Here is a 25,007-nt window from a genome sequence, read left to right as displayed (position 1 = left end):
CGCCGATGAGGCTCTGGCGGCGCGAATCGGACTACGGATCCATCCTCCTGGGGTCAACGCAGGACTCCATCCACAAGAAGCGGATCCGGATCCAACTCCTGATCTCCGTCGGTGTGCTCACCGCCAACGCCATCGGTGCCGGCATGGTGATCCTGCTGGTGACCATCGGCATCCCGGAGCCGAGCGTGCTGCAGTCCGGTCTGTGGTGGGTCAACTTCATCGTGGTGCCGGTCTATGTGTCGCTGGCGTTCCTGATCGGACTGTGGGTGGGCACCACGCGGGTACTACGACGACTCCGGTGGGCGTTGCGCGACGAACCGCCGACGGCGGCCCAGGCGCGCGCAGCACTGAAGGCGCCCGCACTGCTCACCAGGCTGCAGGCCGCGCTGTGGGTGGTGGCAGGCATCCTGTTCACCACCGCGTACGGGGTCTACGACGCTGCCCTCATCCCCAAGATCGCATTCGTGGTCGGGCTCTCGGCAGCCGTGGTCTGCGCCATCGCGTATCTGCTGACCGAGTTCTCCCTCCGGCCGGTGGCGGCTCAGGCACTCGAAGCCGGACACGTTCGCGCCGCCCGCCGCGGCAGCCTGCGCACCCGCGGAATGCTGACCTGGTCGGTGGGATCAGGCATCCCCATCGTCGGGGTGATGCTCGTGGTCATCTTCGGGCTGTTCCGCGACGACACCACCAAGGTCGACATCTTCATCGCCGTCACGGTCCTGAGCGCCACCGCACTGTTCACCGGCTCGATCCTCAACTTCCTCAGCATGGACAGCATCGTCGCGCCCATCCGCACCGTCCGGCAGGGGATGAGCCGGGTTCGCAGCGGAGACAACGACGTACGGGTGGTGGTCTTCGACGGCACCGAACTCGGCGACCTGCAGGCGGGCTTCAACTCGATGGTCGCCGGGCTCGGCGAACGCGAACGCCTGCGCGACCTGTTCGGTCGCCACGTCGGCAAGGAGGTCGCCGAGGCCGCCTTGGCGCAGGACCCCGAACTCGGCGGCAGCGAACAGACTGTCGCTGTGCTGTTCATCGACGTCATCGGCTCCACCACCTTGGCCGCCACCCGGCCGCCCGCCGATGTGGTGAACATCCTGAACCAGTTCTTCGCCGTGGTGGTGTCGACCGTCGAGAAGCACGACGGGCTGGTCAACAAGTTCCAGGGCGACGCGGTGCTCGCCGTGTTCGGGGCCCCGATCGGCCTGTCCGATTCCGCCGCATCGGCCCTCGTCGCCGCGCGTGAGATCAGCGAGGAACTGGCCATCAAGGTGCCGCAACTGCAGGCGGGCATCGGGGTCGCCTACGGTCCGGTGGTCGCGGGCAACGTGGGCGCCATCCAGCGTTTCGAGTACACCGTCATCGGCGACGCCGTGAACGAGGCCGCCCGGCTCAGTGAACTCGCGAAAAAGACCCGGGCCGACCTCTCTCATCGGGCCGCGCGGTGGAGGCGGCATCGAAATCCGAAGCGTCACAATGGCACCACCAGGACTCGACGGTGTTACGCGGCCGCTCCGAGGCCACCGAGGTGTACGCGACCCAGACCTCTGCCGACTGACAGACCGCCCGTCACAACTGCTTTCGGCTGTCGGCTGCCACAACCGCTTCGGCTGTCGGCTGTCACAACTGCTTTCGGCTGTCGGCTGTCACAACTGCTTTCGGCTGTCGCCGAGACCTTCGGCGAGATCGAGCTGCCGCAACGCGCTCCGAAGCACCTCGTCGTCGATCCGCCCGCGGTCGCGTTCGTCGATGAACACCTCGCGCTGAATCTGGATGAGCTCGTTGCGGATCCGGTTGTACGCCTCCGTCGGACTCTCGCCGATCTCGTCGGAGTCCCGGCCCAGTCCTTCCCACGCAAGGTTCTTGCGGGCCCGGATCCAGTGCTCCAAGATCTTCACCTGCTCCAGGCGGGCGTCACCCTCGGGTATCTCGGCCTTGATCTGCTCGAGCCGCGCGAACGCGGTCCGACCGGCGCGGTCCTGGGCGCGGGCCAGGCCCACCAGATCGGCCTGCCTCTCATCACCCTGCACACCGAGCCACCTGATGAGCAGCGGCAGCGTGGTCCCCTGCAACAACAAGGTCCCGACCACCACCACGAAGGTGAGGAACAAGATCGCGTCGCGGGCCGGGAACCGGGAACCGTCGTCGACGGTGAGTGGAATGGCAAAGGCCGCAGCAAGACTGACCACCCCGCGCATGCCCGCCCACGACACCACGAACACCGCGCCGGGCTGTGGAGACGGTTCACGCTCACGTATTCGTGGGAACAGCCGGGCGCCGTATGTCGCGCCGAACACCCAGACGATGCGGATCGCGATGGTCGCGGCGAACACCGCCGCCCCTGCCCAGCAGATCGCGGCAGTCGACCGGTCTCCCAGCCCTTCGATGACCTGCGGGAGCTGAAGTCCGATGAGCAGGAACACAAACGACTCGAGGATGGCGTCGATCGAACGCCAGACGGCAGTGTCCTGCAGGCGGGTGGCGTATCCCTCGCGCACCGACCGCTGACCCAGATAGAGGCCCGCCGCGACAACCGCGATCACACCCGATGCGTGGATCTCCTCTGCGACGAAGTAGATCGCAAACGGCGCGATGATTCCCAGGGCCGTCTCCATCGGGGGATCGGTGAGAAAGTGGCGCATGAAGGCGACCGCGAGTCCGGCAGCAAGTCCAACGATCAGGCCGCCGACGGCAGCGATCAGGAAGGCCAGAATGCCGTCCCAGACGGTGGTGGTCGCGCCGACCGCCGCGGCCAGCGCCAAGCGGTAGGCCGTCAGGGCGGTGGCGTCGTTGAGCAGGCTCTCGCCGCCCAGCAGCGTCATCACGCGCCGGGGCAGACCCAGACGACGACCGACGGCTTGCGCAGACACCGCGTCGGGCGGGGCGATCACCGCACCCAGAACGAAGGCGGCGGCCCAGGGGAGGTCGGGGACGGCGTAGTACGCCACCACTCCGACCCCCGCGGTGGTCGCGAGCGGCAGCCCGACGGCCAGCAGTCCGACCGCGCGGACGTTTTTGCGCAGAGCCACATAGGAACTGTCCAGGGCCGCCGAGTAGAGCAGCGGCGGCAACACCGCGAACAGGACCAGCTCGGGTTCCAGGGTGAACTCGGGAAGACCTGGGATCCAGCCGAGCCCCAGCCCCACCACGACCAGCACCAACGGGGCAGAGAGACCGAATCGGCGACAGATCGCGGCCAGGATCACCGCGACCACCGCGACGATCAACAGTCCTTCGTCCACCGCCCGAATTCCTCCCTCAGCGCACACCCGACCGAACCAGCCAAAGATACGGGAGAATGGAATTGTTCTCGCCGCAGACGTCTCCCGCCGCCGAGGCCGGCCGCCTGAGCCCGCTCGCGATCCACATGAGGAAGGACCTGATGCGCAACCCCATCCGGTCGGTCATGCACCGCAACATCAAACCGTCCACGTTGCTCGCCGACGTGGCGGACGAATTGTGCCCCGAACTCGTCCAGACCAGCGAGGATCCGTCGGCGGACCCACCCGTCGACTCGCAAGGTGCATGCCAGGACTGCGTTGCCGAGGGCGTCGATCACTGGGCGCACCTTCGTAAATGCCTGACCTGCGGACACGTCGCCTGCTGTGATTCGAGCCCCCGTAAGCACGCCACCGCACATTTCAAGTCCACCGGGCACCCGGTGATGCGTTCGGCCGAGCCCGGCGAGACGTGGCGCTGGTGCTATCGGCATGCCCAGATGGGCTGACCCGGCCCCGGCAGTTCGCGCCCGGTCATCGTCAGGTGTAAAACGGCCGACCGAAGGCGCTAGCCTTAGCTCTGTGACTACCAATACCTCGGGAAGCGGCGTTGTCATCTCTGCCGTGCCCGACCGTATCGGCACTCCACTGACCCCGGGCGCCACCAAGGTGATGTTGCTCGGCGCCGGGGAACTCGGCAAAGAAGTGATCATCGCCTTCCAGCGGCTCGGCGTCGAAGTGGTTGCGGTCGATCGCTATCCGAACGCTCCGGGCCACCAGGTCGCCCATCGCTCACACGTGGTGAACATGACCGACCCGCGCGCACTGCGTGCCGTGATCGAGGCCGAGCAACCCGACTTCGTGGTCCCCGAGATCGAGGCCATTGCCACCGAGGTCCTCGTCGAAGTCCACGAAGACGGTCTGACGGAGGTCATCCCCACCGCGCGTGCCACGGCCCTGACGATGAACCGCGAGGGTATCCGTCGGCTGGCCGACGAGAGGCTGGGTCTTCCGACGTCGCCGTACGCGTTCGCTGATTCGGCCGACGAGGTCCGCGCCGCGACCAACCGGGTCGGGTTCCCGTGTGTGGTCAAACCGGTGATGTCGTCGTCGGGCAAGGGTCAGAGTGTGGTGCGCGGGCCGGACGAGGTCGACCGGGCCTGGGACCACGCCGTCGCCGGCGGTCGCGTCCAGGGTGGACGGGTCATCGTCGAAGGTTTCATCGACTTCGACTACGAGATCACCCTGCTGACCGTGCGCGCCGTCGATCCGAACACCGGCCGTCTCGGCACGTATTTCTGCGCACCGATCGGACACCGTCAGCAGCAGGGTGACTACGTCGAGTCGTGGCAGCCTCAGCCGATGAGCGAGACCGCGCTGGGCGGCGCCACGTCGGTGGCCGCGCGCATTGCCGCGGCGCTCGGCGACGGCCGGCTCGGTGGCCGCGGCATCTTCGGTGTCGAGATGTTCGTCAAAGACGACGACGTGTACTTCTCCGAGGTCAGCCCCCGACCGCACGACACCGGCCTGGTGACCCTCGGAACCCAGCGGCTCTCCGAGTTCGACATGCATGCGCGCGCGATCCTCGGGTTGCCGGTGGACGTCACGCTGGCCTCGCCGGGCGCATCCGCGGTGATCTACGGCGGCCTGGACGAACCGGCGATCGCCTTCGAGAACGTCGCTGCCGCCCTGGCTGTCCCGGAAACGGACATCCGGTTGTTCGGCAAACCCGAAAGCTTTGCGCGTCGCCGGATGGGCGTGGTGATCGCGACCGCCGACGACATCCAGACGGCCCGCGCCCGCGCCGGAGAAGCGGCCCGCCTGGTGCGGCCGATCAGCACGTCACCGCAGGCCGACACCCGTGCGGTGCCCGCAATCCGCGATGAACCACCGCGCGAGTCGACCCCTCCCGATCCGGGGATGACCCGGGTCACCCGACGTCCGCCGGGAGCGCAGTCCCCGCCGCCCAAGACTCCTGCCCCGGCACAGGCCGGACCGCCGGCCGGTCCCCGGCTGAACAAACCCGCCGGCTCGGGCGACGAGAACCGGTAGCGGGGAGAACACGTGCCTTTTGTCGGCGAGGTCATCGTCGCCCTGGTGATCTTTCTGGGGTTGTGCGGTGTAGTCGTGCCGGTGCTCCCCGGACTGAGTCTCATCTTCGTTGCCATCGGGGTGTGGGCGTTTGTCGTCGGTGGCGCGGGTTGGCTGGTGTTCGCCGGCGCTGCCGCGTTGCTCGGCGTCTCGGCCATCGTCAAGTACGTCTTCGCGAACAAGTCGATGAAGGACTCGGGGGTGCCCGGACGAACGGTGGTCCTGGGCGGTCTGCTCGGGATCGTCGGGTTCTTCGTGATCCCGGTGGTGGGCCTTCCGATCGGGTTCGTGCTCGGCGCGTTCCTCGCAGAGTGGGCGCGGCTCAAGAGCATCGAAGCGGGCTGGCGTGGAGCCATCGCCGCGACGAAGGCCGCGGGACTGGCCATCGTGATCGAACTGGCCGGCGCCCTCCTTGCCGCGTCGCTGTGGTTCGGAGCGACGTTCGCTTTCTAGTGGGCCGGCGGTCGGTCAGCGCTTGCGCCCGATGGGAACGATCATCGGCCCACCCGACACCGGGTCGGTGAGCACCTGCGACGACAACCCGAAGGCCTCTTGCAACAGATCGGTTGTGATGACGTCGGAGGGCGTTCCCTCTCGGATGATCTCTCCCTCCCTCATCACCACCAGCCAATCGCTGTAGCGCACAGCCAGATTGAGGTCGTGGAGCACCATCACCACGGTCTTGCCGTGCACGCGGCACAGGTCGTCGACGAGGTCGAGCACATCGATCGAATGTGACAGGTCGAGGTAGGTGGTCGGCTCGTCCAGCATCACCACATCGGTCTGCTGTGCCAGCGTCAACGCGATCCAGACCCGTTGTCGCTGACCACCGGACAGTGCGTCGATGGTCCGTTCGGCAAGGTCGGTGCAGTCGGTCAGTTCGAGCGCCTGCGCAACAGCGACCTCGTCTTCCGGGGACCACTGCTTGTACCAGGACTGGTGGGGGTGGCGACCTCGCGAGACCAGGTCGACAACCGTCAAACCCTCTGGCGCAACGGGGTTCTGGGGCAGCAGCCCGAGGATCTTGGCCACCTCTTTGGTGCGCAGCGTCGCGATGTCGCGGCCGTCGAGCAGCACCTGCCCCGCGGTCGGCTTGAGCAGACGTACCAGCGAGCGCAGCAGTGTGGATTTACCGCACCCGTTGGGGCCGACGATGGTGGTGACCTTGCCGTCGGGGATCGAGATGTCGAGATCGTCGATGATGGGTCGGTCGCCGTAGCCGACCTGGAGGCCGGTGGCCGCGATGCGTCCCGCGGACTGTTCCGAGTAGAGGGCACTCATACCGAGGCCTTTCGGTTGATCTGGACCATGAGGTAGATGAGGGCGGGGCCGCCGATGCCTGCGGTGACGACACCGACGGGGAGTCCGGCCGGCAACACCGTGCGGCACAACAGGTCTCCACCCAACACGAGACACGCACCCGTCAGCCCGGCGGTGATCGGTCCCGGGACTTCCGCTCGGGTGAGCCGCATCGCGATCTGAGGTGCGAGCAAGGCGACAAACGCGATCGGGCCGGCGGAGGAGACGCTGACAGCCGCCACGATGACCGCGACGATGAGGATGAGCGCCGACACCGGGTTGGCGCGGATACCCAGCCCGCGGCACACGTCCTCGCCCAGACTGAGGATCGAGAGATTTCGTGACTGGGCGAGAACGATCAGGATGGCCGGGATCAGCACGATCAACGGGGGCCACACCGCTTTCCAGCCCGCACCTGACACAGATCCGACGATCCACAGCTGTGCCCGCTGCACCTGGTCCACATTGGCGCGGGTGAGCAGATAGGCGATCACGGCCTGCAGACCCCACGTCAGTGCGACGCCGACCAGCACAAGACGGATGGGGTCGATGCCCTTGCGCCAGGTGAGGACGTACATCGCGGTGGCGGTGAGAAGTCCGCCGAGCATGGCCGCCACGGCGAGCCCGAGGTCGGCCAGCCACGAGGCCCACGTGGATCCGAAGGCGATCACGGCCACCGCGGCCGCACTCGCCCCGGAGGTGATGCCGAGCATGTCGGGCGTGGCCAAAGGGTTGCGGGCGATCACCTGGGTGAGTGCGCCGGACATGCCCAGACCCATCCCGACCAGCAGACTCACCAGGCCGATCGGCAGCTGGGTGTCGAAGACGACCACGTTCTCCGCGCGGGTTCCGCCACCGAGCAGGATCCGCCCGACGTCGATGGGGGACATCGGGAAGTCGCTGGTTCCGATGCTGACCGCGAACAGGACGACGGCCAGCGCGGCCAGCACCAGCCCGACGCCCGTTGCCCACGGCCGCACGATGAACGAGCCGCCGGCCACCCGCACCGTGGTGCGGCGCAGGTGCCGGGCCGGCAGCGGTGCCGGTTTGTGCTCGGGAGGATCGGCCAGTGCGGTCATGCCGCCACCGACATCACGGTCATACCGCCACCAACTTCTTTGCGCGTACCAAGGCGATGAAGAACGGGGCGCCGACGGCAGCCAGGACGATGCCGGCCTGGATCTCGCCGGGGCGGGCGATCATCCGGCCGAGCACGTCGCAACCGACGAGGGCGACGGCACCGATGAGCGCCGAGTAGGGAACCACCCAGCGATAGTCGGGGCCGGTGAAGAACCGGGCCACGTGCGGCGCCACCAGGCCGAGGAACACGATTGGCCCGCACGCAGCGGTCGCCGATCCGACGAGCAGGGTGATCGCGAGAATCCCGACGATCCGCACCTGGACGATCCGCGAACCCAGAGCTTTAGTCATCTCGTCGCCCAGGGACAGGATGTTGAGGAAGAAGCCGCTGGCGATGGCCAGGATGAGCCCGGGGATGATGAACGGCAGCGTGGCGAGGATGACGTCGAAGCCGCGTCCGGCCACCGACCCCACCTGCCAGAAGCGCCAGGCTTCCAGGGATGCGGTGTCGATCAGGACGATCGCGGACGTCAGTGCCACCAGCATCGCCGAGAGTCCGGTGCCTGCGAGGATCAGCGTCAGCGGGCTGGCGCCCTTGCCCACCGACGCGAGGAAGAACACCAGCGTGGAGGCTGCCATCGCGCCGAGCAACCCGAAACCCATGTACTGGATGGGTGTGGTGATACCGAGGACGTAAACGCCCGTGACCACTGCAAAAGCAGCTCCCGCGTTGACGCCGAGGATGCCCGGGTCGGCCAGCGGGTTACGCGTGTGACCCTGCGTGAGTGCACCTGCGGCGCCGACCGCAAGACCGACCACCAGGCCCAATACGGTGCGCGGGATGCGTAGGTCATGCACGATTCCGACAGCGTCGGGTGCTCCCGGGGCGTTGTCCGCCCACAGGGCGTCCCAGACCTCGGGCAAGGGGATGACGCGGGACCCGATCGCGATCGAGGCCGCGCAGACGATGGCCAGGAGGATCAGTAGCAGTACCACCCCGGGTATGCGTCGCGATTTGTTGACCAAGATCTACGGGACCTGTCTTGTGTAGTTCAATGCATGTGTATGCGGTAGTTGTGCGGGTGGTCGTGTCGGGATGACAACGTCGACGGTAGGCAGGTTACCCTAACCTTCTCCGCTACTGCGAAATCTTCCCGCGGTCCACGGCTTTGGATCACGGAACGGTAACGAATCGCAGACACCGTGTTTCTTATCTGTTTCTTGGCTAACACTCAGGCTGTCATCAGGCGATAACCCCATGAGTCACATCCGTGGCCAGACCTGGAGGAGTGAAGAATGAAACAGAAGTTGATTCGCGCCGCCGCAGCCGTAGCCGCGACTGTGGGTATTGCCGCAGGCAGCGTTGTTGCCGCCGCGCCCGCACAGGCCGCCCCCGTGGGCCCGTTCGACCTCGACCTCACCGGCGGCGTCAGCTGCGAATGGGGCAAGCCCGGTGATCCCTGGGTCAACGCCTGGCACACCAAGCGCTGGATGAAGGTCACCGCTTACGGCCGCGACTGGCCCAACGTCACGCTCCAGGAGTTCAACGGCGCGCAGAAGTTCGCCCCGGTCCTCAAGAAGGGTCAGTCCCTGACCATCGAGACCAAGTGGTTCGGCTGCTTCCCGACGTCCATCTCCGGCTACACGATCTCCAGCGAGATCGACCCGCTGCAGAACAACATCGGCTACTGGTTCAGCGTTCAGAGCATCCCGAACTGACGCTCGCACCCAGCACCCACCACGGCGGGTGAACGGCACCAAACACGATCCCTCTCCCGGACACGATCTGTCTGGGGGAGGGATCGTTGCGTCTCCAGGTGCGGGTGCTGCCAAAGGTCTTGCGGTTGACGCAGCGTCAACGGGCACAGTGGTTCTCGACCGCCTGAGGAGGCCGAGATGGATCATCCGATCGGGGAGATCGCCCGTAGTTCGGGCGTCACGTCGCGCACTTTGCGGCACTACGAACAGATCGGGCTGCTGTTGCCGTCACGGACGGGCGCCGGCGGCATCCGGTACTACGACTCGGCAGCAGTGGTCCGTCTGCAGCGCATCCTGATCTTGCGCGAGTTGGGTCTGTCGCTGCCACGAATCGCTGACGTGCTTGCCGGACAACAAGATCCACGAACAGCGCTCGGGGAACTCCTCACGACACTGCGGTCTCGACGCGACGCCATCGATGCCCAGGTGTCGTCGGTCGAACACACCATCACCCACCTGGAGAAGGGACTCGACATCATGCCCACCGACGCGTTCGCCGGATTCGACCACACCGTTCATCGCGAGGAGGTCGAAAGTCGTTGGGGCGCTGACACCTACGCGACATCCGATCGCTGGTATCGCTCACTCAGCGATGAGCAGCGTGCAGACTTCGCCGCAGAACATCGGGACATCGCTGCACAGTGGATCGAGCTCGTCGATGCGGGGGAGGGCCCGTCAGGGGAGCGAGCCCGCCACCTTGCAACCCGTCATCTGGACTGGCTCGCGCTGAGCGGTGCGACAGTGTCGGCCGACTACGTGCGTGGCCTCGGCCAGATGTACGTCGACGACGAGCGGTTCGGCAAGAACTACGCACCCACCGGTGTTGACCATCGCCGATACGCCGAGTTCGTGCGGGATGCGTTGGTGTTTGCTGTCGATTGAGGGGTTGGCTCTGCGAGGTTGGTGCGCTGGCCATCCCGGTCGCTCGGATAACCGGCGGATGCGCGGTTCGTAGGCCGAGCGTTGGCGAGTTTCGCGAGCGGCCAGTTTCGGCCGCTCACCGAACCGGCAGAAGCTCTGTCTACAGACCGAGCTTCCGCGACCCAACCCAGCGTCAGGCCCTGTTGACCTTGTCGGGCTCAGAGGCTGCGAGCATGTCTTCGCGTTCGACGACCTTCACGCGTTCGCGGCCCTCGGCGGCTCCGAGTGCGCGTTCGTGCTCGTCGAGCCGGTACCAGCCGTCCCAGGTGGTGAAGGCGACGCTCTTGTCCTCGAGGTACTTGATGATCGCGTCCTCGCCGGGCTCGGCCGGTTCGAGGAGCTTGCCCTCGTGCATGTCGTCGAGCAGGCAGTCGACGGTCTCGTTGGCGTCGCCCTTGGTGTGGCCGATGAGGCCGACGGGTCCGCGCTTGATCCAGCCGGTGGTGTACATGCCGGTCATGTGGGCGCCGTCGTTGAAGATGCGGCCCGCTTCGTTGGGGATGACGCCGGCCTGGTCGTCGAACGGGATCTGCGGCAGGTTGTCCGAGAGGTAGCCCACGGCCCGGTAGACCGCACCCAGTTCCCAGTCGGTGAAGTTGCCGGTGCCCTTGACGTTGCCGGTGCCGTCGAGCTCGGTCCGTTCGGTGCGCAGACCGACGACCTTGCCGTCGTCGCCCAGGATTTCCACGGGCGACTCGAAGAAATGCAGGAACAGCTTGTGCGGGCGGCCCTTGGGGTCGCGGATCGCGTACTGCTCGATGATCGTCGCGACCTGATCGGTGATCTTCGACGACCGACGGGCGACGGTGGAACCCTCGTCGTAGTCGATGTCCTCGGGATTGACGATCACGTCGATGGTGGGCGAGTGGTCGAGCTCTTTGAGCTCGAGCGGGGTGAACTTGGCCTGAGCCGGTCCGCGGCGTCCGAACACGTGGACCTCGGTGGCCTTGTTGTTCTTGAGGCCCTCGTAGACGTTGGCGGGGATCTCGGTGGGCAGCAGTTCGTCGCCGGTCTTGGCCAGCACGCGCGCCACGTCCAGGGCGACGTTGCCGACACCGATCACCGCGACCTTCTCGGCCTCGAGAGGCCAGGTGCGTGGGAAGTCGGGATGTCCGTCGTACCAGGCCACGAATTGAGCGGCGCCGTAGGAGCCGTCGAGGTCGATGCCGGGCAGGTTCATCGCCCGGTCGTCGGTGGCACCGGTGGAGAAGATGACAGCGTCGTACATCTGCTGCAAGTCTTCGAGGGCGATGTCGCTGCCGTAGTTGACGTTGCCGATCAACCGGATCTGCGGCTTGTCCAGCACCTTGTGCAGCGCGGTGATGATGCCCTTGATGCGCGGATGATCCGGTGCCACGCCGTAGCGGATCAGGCCGAACGGTGCCGGCATCCGCTCGAACAGATCGATCGAGACACCACGGTCTTTGGCCTTCTCCGACTTCATCAGGGCATCAGCGGCATAGATGCCGGCCGGACCGGCACCGACGATGGCCACGCGAAGCGGACGGTTCTGATCGCTCATGAGTCGGAGTGTCTTTCTCGTTCTGTTGGGGTCGCTGCCGAAAGCCGGGCGACCTGCCTGGTGCTGGCGTTGTGGACAGTCTGCCCACCACGGTAGGCGCTGGACCTGGCCGGAACAAAAACCTCATCCCAGACCAGGTCCAGCGGAGCTGTGACCTCGGGTTGTGCTGGGTCCAGCGGAGCTGTGACCTCGGGTCGTGCCGAGTCCAGCAGCGCCTATTTGCCGAGCTGCGGGGCGATCTGGTCGACAGCCCAGGGGATGGTCAGCACGGTCGGCACCGACATCGCGGTTCCGGTCTGCTGGTCGAGGTAGATGACGCCCCCGCGCTTGACGATGTCGAGGTTGTTGAAGACCGGGTTCGTCTTCATCCGCTCGTTGGAGCCCTCCCAGTCGATGGCCACGACCTGGTCGAGGTTGTTGAGCAGGTTGAGGTTCTCGTTCGAGATGGTTCCGTAGAAGCCGCTGGTCACGAGCTGCTCGAGTTCCTTGGGGAACACCTGTCCGAGGTTGGTCAGCATCTGGCCGCGACCGTCACCGGGGCCGTAGATGGAGATGGAGCCGTCGGTGCCGGCGATGATCACGGCCGACTTCTTGCCGACCATGTTCGGGTACTGCGCCTTGGCGTCCTCGAACTTCTGGTTGGTCTGGTCGATCAGTTCCTGGGTCTTCTCGGGCATGCCGACTGCCTTGCCGATCTCGGCGGTGGATGCGGCCCAGGGGATCAGCCAGTCCTGGTACTGCGCTTCGCGTACGAGGGTGGGTGCGACCTTCTTGAGGTTGTCGTACTGCTCTTGGGTGACCGCGTTGTTCACCGCGACGATCATGTCGGGGTTGGTGGCCAGTGCCTTGGGGATCTCACCGTTCAGGTCCTGTGCGGCCAGTCCGAGGATCTCGGGGGTGTTCTCGGCGATGTACTTCTCATTCCACGGCGCGACCGCGTTCTTACCGGTCGAATCGCCGAACGGCACGATGGTGGTCGGCATGATGCCGAGGGCCAGCAGGATGTCTGAATCGCCGGGGCCGAGCGTCGCGATGCGCTTGGGCTCGGTCTCGATGGTGGTCTCGCCGAGGTTGTGGGTGATGGTGACTGGCAGGGCGCCGGCTTCTGCGGAGACCGAAGCACCTGAGCTGTCACTGTCTTCATCGGGAGCCGAGCATGCCGCTGTTCCCACCAGGGCGGCAACTGCCACCGTGGCGACGGCCGTGCGGGTGAATCCGCGCGACAACCGGGCTGTCTTGATACGCACTTTTCTTGTCCTTACGTCCGGCAATCCAGAGGTCGAGTTCGCCCCCGACGGCGTCGATCAAGTTAGGATTGGCTCACCAATATCCGGATCAGCGTCTCACGGCGGCGCGGCATCCGGCAAATGCGGGTTATAAGCTCGCGACCATGGCATCAAGGAACGCCGGGACGTCCGGTGAAGGTGGTAAGTCGGGGCCGCCGAGCGATGACGAACGCCGGACCATGTGGCCGTTTCTCATCGCGGTGGTGATCGTCGTACTGACGCTCGGCACCATCGCCGTCACCTACGTGGTGCGCCCGGCGGACGAACGGCTCACCGAAGAGGCCAAGGTGGCCCGCTCCATCAACGACCACTACACCGCGAAGAACGCCGTCAACTATGCGAACTTCCGCGCCGCCACCTGTACTGCGGACCTTTCGTCGGTCGACTTCCCGACCGAGGACGAGTTCACCATCGAGAACTCCGACGCCCGCGACGCAGACGGGGCCATCGAGATCGATGACATCTCCGAGACGGTTGTCAACGGCAACCGCGCAACCGCGAATGTGCACTGGTCTCGCAAGGAGAGGGCCGAGACCCAGATCACCGGGGTGGTGCTGGTGAACGAAGAAGGCGACTGGAAGGTGTGCTCGTGAGCTACGCAGGAGACATCACGCCGGAGCAGGCGTGGACGATTCTGTCGGAAAACCCCGACGCTGTGCTGGTGGACGTGCGGACCAAGGCCGAATGGAGTTACGTCGGCATTCCCGACCTCACCGAGCTGGGCAAGCAGACCGTGCTGATCGAGTGGGTCACATTTCCTGACGGACAACGCAATCCGGATTTCGTCGGCCAGCTGCGCGAGGCCGGCGTCGCCGACGACCAGCCGGTGGTGTTCCTCTGCCGTTCCGGTCAGCGGTCGATCGGTGCCGCAGAGGCCGCCACTGCTGATGGGGTCTCAGAGGCGTACAACGTGTCCGACGGATTCGAAGGCGGCCTCGATTCGGCCGGTCATCGCGGGGCCGTAGGTTGGAAGGCGCTGGGGCTGCCCTGGCGCCAATCCTGAGGAACCGGCTCACCGGCCGGGGTGCTCATCTGCCATGGAGGAACATGTGATCAGCGAACTGCCCGACGGGGTGTCGCCGGATACGCTCGCGGTTCGCGGTGGTCTCGACCGCTCGGGGTTCGAGGAGACGTCCGAGGCGATGTACCTCACCTCGGGCTACGTCTACTCGTCGGCTGCTGCCGCTGAGCGCGCCTTCACCGGCGAGGATAAACGGTTTGTGTACTCGCGCTACGGGAATCCGACCGTCGCGATGTTCCAGGAACGCCTCCGACTGCTCGAAGGTGCCGAAGCATGCTTTGCCACCGCCAGTGGAATGGCCGCTGTGTTCGTCGCTCTCGGTGCGCTGCTCAAGGCCGGTGACAGGCTGGTGGCAGCACGGAGTCTGTTCGGATCCTGCTTCGTGGTCTGCAACGAGATCTTGCCGCGCTGGGGTGTGGAGACCGTCTTCGTCGACGGCGAAGACCTCGAACAGTGGGAACAAGCGCTCTCGACACCGACGACCGCCGTGTTCTTCGAGACCCCGTCGAATCCGATGCAGACGCTCGTCGATGTCGAGAAGGTGTGCGAGCTCGCCCATGCGGCTGGCGCAAAGGTGGTGCTGGACAACGTCTTCGCCACACCGCTGCTGCAGAAGGGGCTCGATCTCGGCGCCGACGTGATCGTCTATTCGGGCACCAAGCACATCGACGGTCAGGGCCGGGTGATGGGCGGAGCCGTCCTCGGTGACGCCGAGTACATCGACGGTCCGGTGCAGACCCTGATGCGGCACACCGGGCCCGCGCTCAGCCCGTTCAATGCATGGACTCTTCTCAAAGGACTCGAGACGATGCGGCTGAGGGTGGACCACTCGGTGGCCTCTGCGCTCCGGATCGCCGAGTTCCTGCAGGAGGATCCGCGCGTCGCGTGGGTCAAATACCCGTTCCTGCAGTCGCATCCGCAGTACGACCTGGCCACCCGTCAGATGTCTGGCGGCGGTACGGTCCTCACCTTCGAGTTGGCCGACCGCGGGTCGGCGTCGGGTAAGGCAAGGGCGTTCGAGGTGCTCGACGGGCTGAAGATCATCGACATCTCCAACAACCTCGGCGACTCGAAGTCGCTGATCACCCATCCCGCCACCACGACTCACCGGGCGATGGGCCCCGAAGGGCGCGCCGCGATCGGACTGTCGGACTCCGTGGTCAGACTGTCGGTGGGACTCGAAGGTGTCGACGACCTGCTGCACGACATGGACCAGGCGCTCTAGCGGCGTCATTGCACGGCGCCGGCCCCGGTGCCTTCTTCGGATCGGAGGGTGGAGACATCCTTTCCTCATTGGTCGACTGGGTCATCTCGGTTGTCGAGTCCACTCCGCCCTGGGCCGTGTATCTCGTTGTGTGGGGGGTCATCTACGGAGAGGCCGCCGCGCTGATCGGCCTGATCCTCCCAGGTGAGACCGTTCTGCTGGCGGGTGCCGTCGCTGCCGCCATCGGTCCGACGAACATCGGCTGGCTGATCACCGGTGCCTGCCTCGCCGCGGTGCTCGGCGACTGGACCGGGTACATGCTGGGTCGACGATCAGGGGAACGGATAACCCACTCCAGACTGGGCTCGTGGATCGGTGAGGAGCGCTGGAACCGCGCCGAGGAGCTGATCCGCAACGGGGGTGTGGTGGCGGTGATCGGGGCACGCTGGATCGGTTACGTCCGCACGGTGACGCCGTTTGTGGCCGGGATGAGTCAGATGCCCACCAAGCAGTACCTTTTCGCGAACGTCCTGGGCGGTGTCGTGTGGGTGGTGGTTGTCGGGGTGACCGGATACGCCGTCGGCGAGACCATCGGGGCCACCTTGCTGCTGTACCTGGGGTTCGCGGCGGCTGTGGTGGTTCTCGGGTACTTCGCATTCCGCTGGTGGCGTCAGCGCGACAACTCCGAAATAGGCTCCACCAGCGCCGAATAACATTCACCCGGGGTTTTATTTGACACGGCAATTATTCCGGCGACATCGTTGTTGACATGGAGGGCCGACCCGCTTCGCCCACCAGTTCTCACCTCTCGCTCGGAAAGGAAACGTGCCCGGCCATGGCCTCCACGCGCGACCCGCACACGGTTCTGGCCGAGTTCGTCCACGCCCGTTCCGGTGACACCCTCGTGCTCGCCTCCGATGCGGATGACGCGGTGCGGAAGATGGTCGACACGGCACCAGGACAGTCCGTGGTGCTCGACCTGACGGCCGGTCTCGGACACCGTCGGACCGGGGGCGACGCCGGCGACAGGGTCGTTGCCGCGCAGGTGGATCTCACCACCACCCTTGCCGCCCTGGACCGCGAGCTCTCCGTCCGGCCTGCGGCTCTGCTGATCGTTCCGGGCGTCGCCCCGTCCACCGGTGAGGTACTGCCGCTGTCGAAGCTCGCTGCGGTGGCCCATCGCCATGGGGCCCGGCTCCTCGTGGACGCAAGCGAACTCGCGGCCCGACGGGTGATCAACATGACCAGCCACGGCATCGACTACGTCGTGTTCACCGGACGGCAACTGGCAGGCCACGGGCCCGCCGCCGTCGTCGGTCGGCCGGATTGGCTGCGCGATGTCATCGGTGTCGACGCGGAGCCGTCTGCGCTGAGCGAGTTCGCGCAGGGTTGCGACGAGGTCGCGGGCCTGGGTTTCGAGTGGATCGGGCTGCACGAACAGGCGTTGTCGGACACTCTCGACGAGGCGCTGCAACGGTTGCCCGGCACCCGGCGGCTCCGACTGTGGGCCGACGTTGCCGATCGTGTGGGCATCGCCTCGATCGCGGTGGCAGGACGCGAGGCGCCGTTCGCACTTCGCTGGGGTTTCGAGACCGGTCGGTACGACGTTGCGCAGCAATTGGATTCACTGGCAGATGTGGTGTTCGAGCAGGAGAAGTCATGACATTTGAAGCTGTCGGTGCACCACGCAACCGGCCAGAACTACTCGTCGCCATCGACGGCGACGACAATCCCATCGCCTGGAGTGGTCCTCGTCCGCGCGACGCGCATGCAGGGGTGATCCGCCGGATCCGCCAGCAAGAACTGCGTGGTGGGATCCGGGAAAGAACGCAGATGCGAGCGGCGTGGACCAGCCTGGGCAATGAGCCCGCCGATCTTGTTGTCGCTCTCGAGGTCGATGTGCTGATCGCCGACGATGCCGCGACCGCACGAGCAAAACTGTTGCGACTCGGTGAGTCGAGGTTCGGGGACACCGTGCGCTACGTCGGAACGGCCAATGGTCTGTTGACGCTGATCCTCGACATCTACACCGCCGAGGTCGCCGATGCGGTGATCCTCCGGCCCATCGATTCCGCCGCAGGATCGGCCGACGACTCGGTGGACGCCGGCCGGAGCAGCGCTACATTGATCGCCGACCAGGTGTTGCCGCAACTGACCAAGAGGTCCGTCGCGGCCTGACCGGTCGTACGCTCCCGCGAAAGCCGTACGGGTGCGTCAGCTTTCGCCGTGTTCCCAGCGGTGGACGATCTGTTCTCGCGCACTGTCCGTCAGTTGACCGAAGAGTCGGAGCCTGGCCATCCCGCCGTCGGGGTAGATGTCCATGCGTGCTTCGGTGAGCGGTCGGTCCACGTCGACGAGGAAGCGGTGCCGGGTGTCGGGTTGCAGTGGAGTCCGCGGAACGAGGTCGAACCACTCGCCGTTCTCGCCGTAGCGACCACGGATCATCGCCGACCCCGGGGCGTTGCCGAGGAAGTAGCTGGTGTCGAGTTCGGTCAGACCGACGGTGGCCTCACCCGCCAATTTCACCTGCACCCAGTCGTTTCCGGAATCGCGGCGACGTGAGGTCTCCCATCCTTCACCCATGGTGCGGGCACGACCCGGCATCAGCAGGTTGTTCGGCGATCCGTAGAACATGTTGGAGCACGAGGTGATCATGCCGCCGTTCTCCAGCGCCGCGAGGTCGAAGTGCCCGTACGACAGGAACTTCGGATCGGGGATACCGCGTCCGTGTACGCGGAAACGGGCAACTCCTCCGTCGGGATAGATAGAGAGCCGCACGTGGGTGAACCGTTCCTTGGCGTCCACGCGGAACGGGTTGCGGGTGTCGCCGTTGACCTCGACGCGGTCGACGATCGTTGTCCACTCGGTCTCTTCGACCAGCTCCAGTGCGGTCGGAATGCCTTCCACCGCAGCAGCTTCCACAGAGATGTAAGGCGGGTAATTTCCCACGAACCACGATGTGTCCACGACGACGCCGTAGATCACGCCGGGAACTCCGAGCCGGACGATGGCCTGGTCGACGCCGTCTTCGCGACGCCGCCGGGTTTCCCAACCGTCGTAGACCTGACCTTTGTGACCAAATGTTGCGGGCTGGTACTCGGCCGCTGGGGTCTTGATCAGGTTCTGGGCTTCGGCGAACAGATCGTCGTTGGCCCAGATCACCGCTCCGCCGAGGGCACGCAACGCCAGATCCGGCATGGAGGTGAAGTGCGGGCGGGAGGCGGGCGGAGAGGGTGTCACGACATCTGAGGTTAGTGTGCCGGGGTCTGCGGGGCGAACCGGGCGGCGCCGATGGTTGCAGATGGCAACCGCGCCAGAGCATACTTGCAACGCACAAGTAGTTGCTGTGTGAAACTCGTGCTGCCGGCTAGATTGATGCATTTCGTGGGAAGGCTCGTTGCAGAAGATGTCCCGTTCGGACCAGGTTGAGGATTTCATCGAGGTACTCGCCCGATACGCACGCATCCGAGAACGACTGGCGACCACCCGCCTGCGCACCCCGGACGGCATCGTCGAAACGGCCGCCTACCAGTGCCTTTTCCGGCTGACCGACAAGCCGTCGCGGTCGGGCGAACTGGCCGAGGCCCTCTTCGCCGATCCATCCACCATCAGCCGTCACGTCGCTCACCTGGTACGCCTCGGCTATGTACGTCGCGAGGCCGACCCGCAGGACGGTCGTGCCACGATCCTGGTGGCCACCGATTCGGGCCGCGAGCGGGTGGCTGCGCTGCGTCAGCGACGCGGTGAGGAGCTCAAGTCGTTGATGTCGGATTGGCCCGACGACGACATAGACACCCTGATCCGGTTGATGGGCCGGTTCGTCGACAGTGCCGAAGATGCATTGACCTGTGCTCCAGCTGAGAGGCAACCGAATTGACCGACACCCCCGCTTCCGCTCCGGCTGGGAGCGCTGAGCTGTCGCACAAGAAGATCCTGACGATCCTCGGCGGACTGATGCTGGGGATGTTCCTGGCCGCACTCGACCAGACCATCGTCTCCACTGCCATCCGCACCATTGCCGATGACCTGCAAGGCTATTCGCTGCAGGCGTGGGTGACCACCGCGTATCTCGTCACGGCCACCATCGTGACCCCGCTCTACGGCAAGTTGTCGGACATGTACGGCCGCAAGAAGCTGTTCATGACGGCCATCACGATCTTCATCATCGGTTCGCTGCTGTGCACCACCGCGACCTCGATGTATCAGCTCTCGGGATACCGCGCGTTGCAGGGGCTCGGTGCCGGCGGCCTGATGTCGTTGGCGCTCACCATCGTCGGTGACATCGTGCCCCCGCGCGAGCGGGCGAAGTACCAGGGATATTTCCTCGCTGTCTTCGGCACCTCGAGCGTGGTGGGCCCCGTGCTCGGTGGCCTGCTCGCCGGTCAGGAGTCGATTTTGTTCGTGTCCGGCTGGCGTTGGGTGTTCCTCGTCAACGTGCCGATCGGTCTCATCGCCCTGGTGGTTGTCTACCGCGTGCTGGACTACGACCAGATCAGAGGCGCCCGCCGGCGGGTGGACTGGTCGGGAGCCGGCCTCCTGGCGCTGGGCGTGGTCCCGTTGCTGATCGTCGCCGAACAAGGTCGCGAATGGGGCTGGGCAGTGGGTGGGCCATCGCCTGTTACACGGCCGGTGTGGTGGGCACCGCAGGGTTTGTCTACGTCGAGCATCGGATGGGCGAAGCCGCCATCATCCCGTTGCGTATCTTCCGCAACCGGATCTTCGCGCAGGGCATCGTCATTTCCGTGGTGGTCGGCATGGTGATGTTCGGCTCGATCTCGATGCTGCCGCAATATTTCCAGGTGCTGCGAGGGTCGAGCCCCACCGTCGCCGGTCTGCAGATGTTGCCCATGGTCCTCGGTTTGATGATCGCTTCGGTGGCATCCGGACAGCTCATCTCCCGCACCGGCCACTACCGGATCTACCCGATCATCGGATCGATCCTCATCACCGTCTCGACGTTCCTGCTGCACCTGCTGAGCGTGGACACCCCGGTCGCACTGGTGATGACCCTGGCGTTCTTCCTCGGCTTCGGACTGGGCAACCTACTTCAGCCGATGACGCTGGCCTTGCAGAATGTGTTGCCGCCCAAGGACATGGGCGTCTCCACCGCCTCGGCCACCTTCTTCCGTCAGATAGGTGGAACGCTCGGCGTCGCGGTGTTCTTCTCGATCCTGTTCTCGCTGATGGGGCCCAACGTCACCGACGGGCTCAAGGACAGTGCGGACACCCCGCAGTTCAGGCAGGCCGTCGCTGCGGCCGCGCAGAGTCCGGACGCCCAGGTCGCCGCATTCGGGAAGGGCCTGATCGCTGCAGCCGCCGACCCGGATGCCCAGACCGGCAGTGTCATGGACGACACCTCGGTGATCCCCAAACTCCCCGAACCGATCTCGCGACCGATTCGCGTCGGGTTCGCCGACGCGATGGACACGGTGTTCCTGACCGTGTCGATCGTCTCGCTGATCTCGCTTGTGCTGGTGTTCTTCTGGAAAGAGGTTCCGCTGCGTACCAAGTCGGGGATGCAAGCAGCCAAAGACGACGAGGCCGCCGCCGAATCCTGAGGCCGAATCCTGAGGACGAACGCGAGCAGGGCCCGACTCCGTGGAGTCGGGCCCTGCTGTGCTGCGGGTGTGAGTGCAGATCAGCCGCGGGAGGGTTCGTTCGCCTCGTGCGGGTGAGCTTTGAGCCGATCGATGGCTTCCTGCGCCACCTTCTCGGCGTCGGCCTTCCCGGTCCAGCCGCCCGCCGTGACCTCTTTACCCGGCTCGAGATCCTTGTAGTGCTCGAAGAAGTGCGCAATTGCCTTGAGCTCGAACTCGGGCACATCGTCGATGTCCTGAATGTGGTCCCAGCGCACGTCCTTCGCCGGAACGGCCAGCAACTTGTCGTCGCCGCCTGCCTCGTCGGTCATCCGGAACATGCCGACGACCCGGGCCCGGACGATGACGCCCGGGAAGACCGACTCGGGCAGCAGGACCATGGCGTCCAGTGGGTCGCCGTCTTCGCCGAGGGTGTTGTCGATGAATCCGTAGTCCGCCGGATAGCCCATCGACGTGTACAGATAACGGTCGAGATAAACCTTCCCGGACTCGTGATCGACCTCGTATTTGTTGCGTTGTCCTTTGGGGATCTCGATCGTGACGTCGAAGTCCACGCTTCCTCCTGATGCATTCAGCGAATCCGGTCCGAAAATCGACTCAACGATACTGTGGACACAACGATCCGCCGCGCTCGGCGGCACAATTGACCGGAGGTATCGGTGGCAGGCACTTCGCTGGGCCGCAAAGGACTGTGGTGGACGCTCGTTCCCGTGGTGGCTCTCATCGCTGTGGCAGCTATTGCGCTGGTCATCGCCTTCCGCGTGGACGACGGCTCCGACGCCCTCCCCGCGGGTGCTTCGCCCCAGCCCTCGCCGGCGTCGCTGACACCGCGGATCAATCCGGTGCGAGCGGACGCGCCTGCGCCGACACCCGCAGGGGTACGAACCGAACTCACGCAGGCGTTGGCCAACCCGGATCTCGGTGAGTTGAGTGGCGAGATCTCCGACGCCCTGACCGGCGCCGAATTGTGGTCGACGAATCCGAATCGCGCGCTGATCCCGGCATCGACGATCAAGGTCCTCACCGCATCGGCTGCCCTGTTGGCACTGCCGCACGAGCAGAGGGTGACCACCACGGTGGTCGCGGGCGCGGGCGGACAGGTGATTCTCGTGGGCGCGGGCGACCCGACGCTGTCGGTGCAACCGGACGGGCAGGACACCTTCTTCACCGATGCTCCGCGGATCAGCGCGCTGGCCGACCAGATCAAGAAGGCCGGCATCGACGTCACCTCGGTGGCCGTGGACACCAACGCGTTCAGTGGTCCGACGCTGGCGCCGAGCTGGGATCCGGCCGACATCGCGGCGGGGAACATCACCCCGATCGAATCGCTGATCGCCGACTCGGGCCGCAACGACCCGCTTTTCATCGATTCGCCGCGCACCTCGACTCCGGCCCTGACCGCCGGCGCCGCTCTCGCCGACGCGCTCGGAGTGGACGCGGCGCCCACCGAGGCGACCGCACCCGCGAATGCCCGAGTGATCGCCCAGGTGCAGTCGGCGCCTCTCGTGACGCGCCTCGGGGACATGATGCGAGCCAGCGACAACGTACTGGCCGAGACCGTCTCCATCGAGATCGCGAAGGCCACCGGTGGTCGCCCGACGATGGCCGGTGGCATCGAGGCCGTGCGTAAGACGCTGAGCGACTACGGCTTCAACATGAACGGAACCGTGTTCGCCGATGTCAGTGGGCTGTCCGAGGACAATCGGGTCTCGGCGGCCCTGCTCGATCAGGTGGTCAACGCCGGTGCCGGAGACGCACAGCCCAAGCTGCGGCCCCTGCTCGACATGCTCCCCGTCGCAGGCGCCACCGGCACCCTCGCCGAGCGTTTCGACACCCAGAACAAGTCGGGTGCCGGCTGGGTGAGGGCCAAGACGGGAACACTGACCGGGGCGAGCGCGTTGGTGGGTGTGGTGCAGACGAGAGAAGGCCGCGTCCTGAGTTTCGCGCTGATGTCCAACGGGAGTTCGCCAGATGCGGCCCGCCCGGCGCTCGATGCAATCGCAGTGGCACTGCGGGAATGTGGATGCCGATGAGTATCGACTGGCAACTCGCCGCGACGGTGGGCAAGAAGGTCGCCCGTCCGGGGCCTGTCACCACCGACTACACGATCACCGCGGCGCAACAGGAACTCGCGCGGTCGTCGGCCGCTGCCGAAGGTCCCGTTCGTGAGGTCACCGGATTGGCCGACGGTCTGGCCGTACCCGCGGCCCAGATCCTCGACCGCAGTGGCTGGATCGAGGCCGCTGCGCTGTCGATGTCGGCGATGCTCGAGGGGCCTGAGCCCGACGGAAAACCGGGGATATCCGGACGCGTCGCCGGGGTCCAGGCCGGCGGACTGTTGGCGCTGCTCTCCGGCGCGATCCTCGGGCAATACGATCCGTTCACCGCCAACCCGGATACCGGCTCGGACGGGGTCTTGATGCTGGTGACGCCCAACATCATCGCCGTCGAACGGTCGTTGCGGGTTGTCCCTTCGGACTTTCGGTTGTGGGTGTGTCTGCACGAGGTGACGCACCGGGTGCAGTTCTCCGCGAACCCGTGGTTGCGCGACTACATGTCGTCCAATGTCGAAGCCCTGACAGCCGAGACCGCGGAATCCGCGGGTGAATTGGTGACGCGGATCAGTGCGGCGATGCGCAGCGACCAGCCTCGGGAAAAAGGCATCGTCGGTGCGATGCAGTTGTTGCAGAGCCCTGAGCAATACGAGGCATTCACCCGGATGATGATGCTGGGAACACTTCTCGAGGGCCACGCCGATCACGTCATGGATGCCGTCGGACCGCAGCACGTCCCGACCGTCGACACGATTCGCGCGGCATTCGACAAACGTCGGGGCCGGCCACAGAATCCCGTGCAACGGTTGCTGCGTGTGCTCCTCGGAATGGACGCCAAACTCGCTCAGTACATTCGCGGCAAAGCGTTTGTCGATGAAGTCGTCGGGACCGTGGGCATGACCCGCTTCAATGCGATCTGGACGGGGCCGGAGACCATGCCGCTGCCCGCCGAGATCGAAAAGCCACGATTGTGGATCGACCGGGTGTTGTGAACCCCGGGGTGAACTCGGGCGCCATCGCCGAGGTCACCGGCGTCGTGGCGTCGTTCGCCCACGATCATCTCGACGGGACCGCTGTGTGCGTGGGGTTGTCGGGCGGGGCAGATTCACTGGCACTCACCGCCGCTGCCGTCCGCGCCGGCCTGCAGGTGCACGCCCTGGTGGTCGACCACCGACTCCAGGAAGGCTCGGCCGCGGTCGCCGACGAGGCGGCGCAGTCGGCCCGGGCGATGGGTGCGCAGGCCACGGTGCTCCCCGTGGACGTGGTGGGTCGTGGTGGTCTAGAGGCGGCAGCACGCCGTGCGCGCTACGCCGCGCTCGACGAGGCGCGCGCGGGCAGGCCCGTCTTACTCGCGCACACCCTCGACGATCAGGCGGAGACCGTTCTCCTCGGCCTCGCCAGAGGGTCTGGGCCGCGGTCCATCGCCGGGATGCGTGCATGGATTCCGCCGTTCGGTCGCCCGTTGCTCGGTCTGCGGCGTGCGAGCACGGTGGCCGCGTGCACCGACCTGGGGTTGTCGCCGCATCACGACCCGCACAACACCGACCCTCGGTTCACGCGGGTTCGGTTGCGCACCGAGGTGCTGCCTCTGCTGGAGCAGGTGTTGCAGGGCGGGGTCGTCGAATCGTTGGGTCGCACGGCATCGCAGTTGCAGGACGACATCGACGTACTCGAGGACATGGCCGACGCCGCTGCCGAGGTCATCGCCGGAGACGAGGTGGTGTGCGCGGAGATGACACCCATACCGGCAGCGATCCGGCGGCGACTGCTGCGGCGCTGGCTCGTCGCGCAGGGGGCGACGGAACCGACCGGCTCAGTGGTGAACGCAGTGGACGGCCTGTTGGTGCGGTGGCGTGGGCAAGGGCCGGTCGCGGTCGGAGGGAACCCCGAGCACAGGCTGGAGATAGCGCGACGCGGCGCCCGACTCGTGGTCGAACGCCGCGTGCGTTGAGCTGT

23 protein-coding genes and 2 pseudogenes are annotated in these 25,007 nt (G+C 65.9%); 17 read left to right on the top strand and 8 right to left on the bottom strand.

Annotated elements, in window-relative coordinates:
* The first annotated feature begins 5 nt into the window (after positions 1-5).
* Positions 6-1,558, top strand: a pseudogene (locus tag MVA47_RS24655) (adenylate/guanylate cyclase domain-containing protein).
* Between the two features lie 88 nt (positions 1,559-1,646).
* On the opposite strand, the gene MVA47_RS24650 reads toward MVA47_RS24655, so the two are convergent.
* Positions 1,647-3,242, bottom strand: coding sequence for a Na+/H+ antiporter (locus MVA47_RS24650; RefSeq protein ID WP_247210243.1), 1,596 nt, complete (start codon positions 3,240-3,242; stop codon positions 1,647-1,649).
* 164 nt (positions 3,243-3,406) lie between these two features.
* Between MVA47_RS24650 and MVA47_RS24645 the strand changes: the two genes are divergently transcribed.
* The 3 genes from MVA47_RS24645 (at position 3,407) to MVA47_RS24635 (ending at position 5,762) form a co-directional block, all read left to right on the top strand.
* Complete coding sequence (locus tag MVA47_RS24645) at positions 3,407-3,727, top strand: UBP-type zinc finger domain-containing protein (protein WP_247211062.1); 321 nt, start codon at positions 3,407-3,409, stop codon at positions 3,725-3,727.
* Between the two features lie 163 nt (positions 3,728-3,890).
* Positions 3,891-5,270 carry a formate-dependent phosphoribosylglycinamide formyltransferase gene (gene purT, locus MVA47_RS24640; protein ID WP_247211061.1) on the top strand — a complete coding sequence of 460 codons (1,380 nt, stop codon included), beginning with the start codon at positions 3,891-3,893 and terminating at the stop codon, positions 5,268-5,270.
* 12 nt (positions 5,271-5,282) lie between these two features.
* Complete coding sequence (locus tag MVA47_RS24635) at positions 5,283-5,762, top strand: DUF456 domain-containing protein (protein ID WP_247210242.1); 480 nt, start codon at positions 5,283-5,285, stop codon at positions 5,760-5,762.
* A gap of 15 nt (positions 5,763-5,777) precedes the next feature.
* On the opposite strand, the gene MVA47_RS24630 is transcribed toward MVA47_RS24635, so the two are convergent.
* Genes MVA47_RS24630 through MVA47_RS24620 form a run of 3 tightly spaced genes read right to left on the bottom strand, consistent with a single transcriptional unit; the run spans position 5,778 to position 8,714 of the window.
* Positions 5,778-6,590, bottom strand: coding sequence for an ABC transporter ATP-binding protein (locus MVA47_RS24630; protein ID WP_247210241.1), 813 nt, complete (start codon positions 6,588-6,590; stop codon positions 5,778-5,780).
* Positions 6,587-7,687, bottom strand: a complete 1,101-nt coding sequence (locus tag MVA47_RS24625) for an iron chelate uptake ABC transporter family permease subunit (RefSeq protein ID WP_247210240.1) — start codon at positions 7,685-7,687, stop codon at positions 6,587-6,589. The genes MVA47_RS24630 and MVA47_RS24625 overlap by 4 nt, the downstream gene beginning before the upstream one ends.
* 19 nt (positions 7,688-7,706) lie before the next feature.
* Positions 7,707-8,714, bottom strand: coding sequence for an iron ABC transporter permease (locus MVA47_RS24620; RefSeq protein ID WP_247210239.1), 1,008 nt, complete (start codon positions 8,712-8,714; stop codon positions 7,707-7,709).
* A 270-nt stretch (positions 8,715-8,984) separates the two neighbouring features.
* On the opposite strand from MVA47_RS24620, the gene MVA47_RS24615 reads away from it, so the two are divergent.
* Positions 8,985-9,407, top strand: coding sequence for a hypothetical protein (locus MVA47_RS24615; RefSeq protein WP_030172470.1), 423 nt, complete (start codon positions 8,985-8,987; stop codon positions 9,405-9,407).
* A gap of 177 nt (positions 9,408-9,584) precedes the next feature.
* Entirely contained in the window at positions 9,585-10,328 is a 744-nt protein-coding gene (locus tag MVA47_RS24610; protein WP_247210238.1) for a MerR family transcriptional regulator, read from the top strand.
* Between the two features lie 172 nt (positions 10,329-10,500).
* Here MVA47_RS24610 and MVA47_RS24605 read toward each other — a convergent pair whose 3' ends face one another.
* Together MVA47_RS24605 and MVA47_RS24600 are read right to left on the bottom strand one after the other, a co-directional pair.
* A complete protein-coding gene (locus tag MVA47_RS24605) occupies positions 10,501-11,889 on the bottom strand; it encodes an FAD-dependent oxidoreductase (RefSeq protein WP_247210237.1) in 1,389 nt (462 codons plus the stop codon).
* 215 nt (positions 11,890-12,104) lie between these two features.
* Positions 12,105-13,136, bottom strand: a complete 1,032-nt coding sequence (locus MVA47_RS24600) for an ABC transporter substrate-binding protein (RefSeq protein WP_247210236.1) — start codon at positions 13,134-13,136, stop codon at positions 12,105-12,107.
* A gap of 143 nt (positions 13,137-13,279) precedes the next feature.
* On the opposite strand from MVA47_RS24600, the gene MVA47_RS24595 reads away from it, so the two are divergent.
* The 6 genes from MVA47_RS24595 (at position 13,280) to MVA47_RS24570 (ending at position 17,578) form a co-directional block, all read left to right on the top strand.
* Entirely contained in the window at positions 13,280-13,768 is a 489-nt protein-coding gene (locus MVA47_RS24595) for a hypothetical protein (RefSeq protein ID WP_247210235.1), read from the top strand.
* Positions 13,765-14,178, top strand: coding sequence for a rhodanese-like domain-containing protein (locus tag MVA47_RS24590; RefSeq protein WP_247210234.1), 414 nt, complete (start codon positions 13,765-13,767; stop codon positions 14,176-14,178). The genes MVA47_RS24595 and MVA47_RS24590 overlap by 4 nt, the downstream gene beginning before the upstream one ends.
* 34 nt (positions 14,179-14,212) lie before the next feature.
* Positions 14,213-15,421: an O-succinylhomoserine sulfhydrylase gene (locus MVA47_RS24585; protein WP_247210233.1), complete on the top strand. Its 1,209-nt coding sequence runs from the start codon at positions 14,213-14,215 to the stop codon at positions 15,419-15,421.
* A 68-nt stretch (positions 15,422-15,489) separates the two neighbouring features.
* The gene (locus MVA47_RS24580) at positions 15,490-16,113 is read left to right on the top strand and encodes a DedA family protein (protein WP_247210232.1); all 624 of its coding nucleotides are present in this window, start codon (positions 15,490-15,492) and stop codon (positions 16,111-16,113) included.
* A gap of 122 nt (positions 16,114-16,235) precedes the next feature.
* Positions 16,236-17,063, top strand: coding sequence for an aminotransferase class V-fold PLP-dependent enzyme (locus MVA47_RS24575; protein ID WP_247210231.1), 828 nt, complete (start codon positions 16,236-16,238; stop codon positions 17,061-17,063).
* Entirely contained in the window at positions 17,060-17,578 is a 519-nt protein-coding gene (locus MVA47_RS24570) for a hypothetical protein (protein WP_247210230.1), read from the top strand. The genes MVA47_RS24575 and MVA47_RS24570 overlap by 4 nt, the downstream gene beginning before the upstream one ends.
* Positions 17,579-17,614: 36 nt before the next feature.
* On the opposite strand, the gene alc is transcribed toward MVA47_RS24570, so the two are convergent.
* Entirely contained in the window at positions 17,615-18,640 is a 1,026-nt protein-coding gene (alc, locus tag MVA47_RS24565) for an allantoicase (protein ID WP_247210229.1), read from the bottom strand.
* A gap of 166 nt (positions 18,641-18,806) precedes the next feature.
* Here alc and MVA47_RS24560 point away from each other — a divergent pair, with 166 nt between their 5' ends.
* Both MVA47_RS24560 and MVA47_RS24555 read left to right on the top strand, forming a co-directional pair.
* Positions 18,807-19,277, top strand: a complete 471-nt coding sequence (locus tag MVA47_RS24560) for a MarR family winged helix-turn-helix transcriptional regulator (protein WP_247210228.1) — start codon at positions 18,807-18,809, stop codon at positions 19,275-19,277.
* Positions 19,274-20,958, top strand: a pseudogene (locus MVA47_RS24555) (MDR family MFS transporter). Before MVA47_RS24560 ends, MVA47_RS24555 begins: the two are co-directional and overlap by 4 nt.
* An 80-nt stretch (positions 20,959-21,038) precedes the next feature.
* Here the strand turns inward: MVA47_RS24555 and MVA47_RS24550 are convergent.
* Positions 21,039-21,551 (bottom strand): inorganic diphosphatase, encoded by a 513-nt coding sequence (locus MVA47_RS24550; protein ID WP_247210227.1) that lies wholly within the window; start codon positions 21,549-21,551, stop codon positions 21,039-21,041.
* Between the two features lie 105 nt (positions 21,552-21,656).
* Here MVA47_RS24550 and dacB point away from each other — a divergent pair, with 105 nt between their 5' ends.
* From dacB to tilS, 3 genes are read left to right on the top strand one after another with little or no spacing between them, the layout of a single operon-like run.
* On the top strand, positions 21,657-23,030 hold the full coding sequence (dacB, locus tag MVA47_RS24545) for a D-alanyl-D-alanine carboxypeptidase/D-alanyl-D-alanine-endopeptidase (RefSeq protein WP_247210226.1): 1,374 nt from the start codon (positions 21,657-21,659) through the stop codon (positions 23,028-23,030).
* On the top strand, positions 23,027-24,043 hold the full coding sequence (locus MVA47_RS24540) for a zinc-dependent metalloprotease (RefSeq protein WP_247210225.1): 1,017 nt from the start codon (positions 23,027-23,029) through the stop codon (positions 24,041-24,043). The genes dacB and MVA47_RS24540 overlap by 4 nt, the downstream gene beginning before the upstream one ends.
* Positions 24,040-25,002, top strand: a complete 963-nt coding sequence (gene tilS, locus MVA47_RS24535) for a tRNA lysidine(34) synthetase TilS (RefSeq protein WP_247210224.1) — start codon at positions 24,040-24,042, stop codon at positions 25,000-25,002. The genes MVA47_RS24540 and tilS overlap by 4 nt, the downstream gene beginning before the upstream one ends.
* Positions 25,003-25,007 lie beyond the last annotated feature (5 nt).

Source organism: Williamsia sp. DF01-3, from assembly GCF_023051145.1.
Classification (GTDB): domain Bacteria; phylum Actinomycetota; class Actinomycetes; order Mycobacteriales; family Mycobacteriaceae; genus Williamsia.
This window is presented reverse-complemented; position numbering and strand designations above follow the sequence as displayed.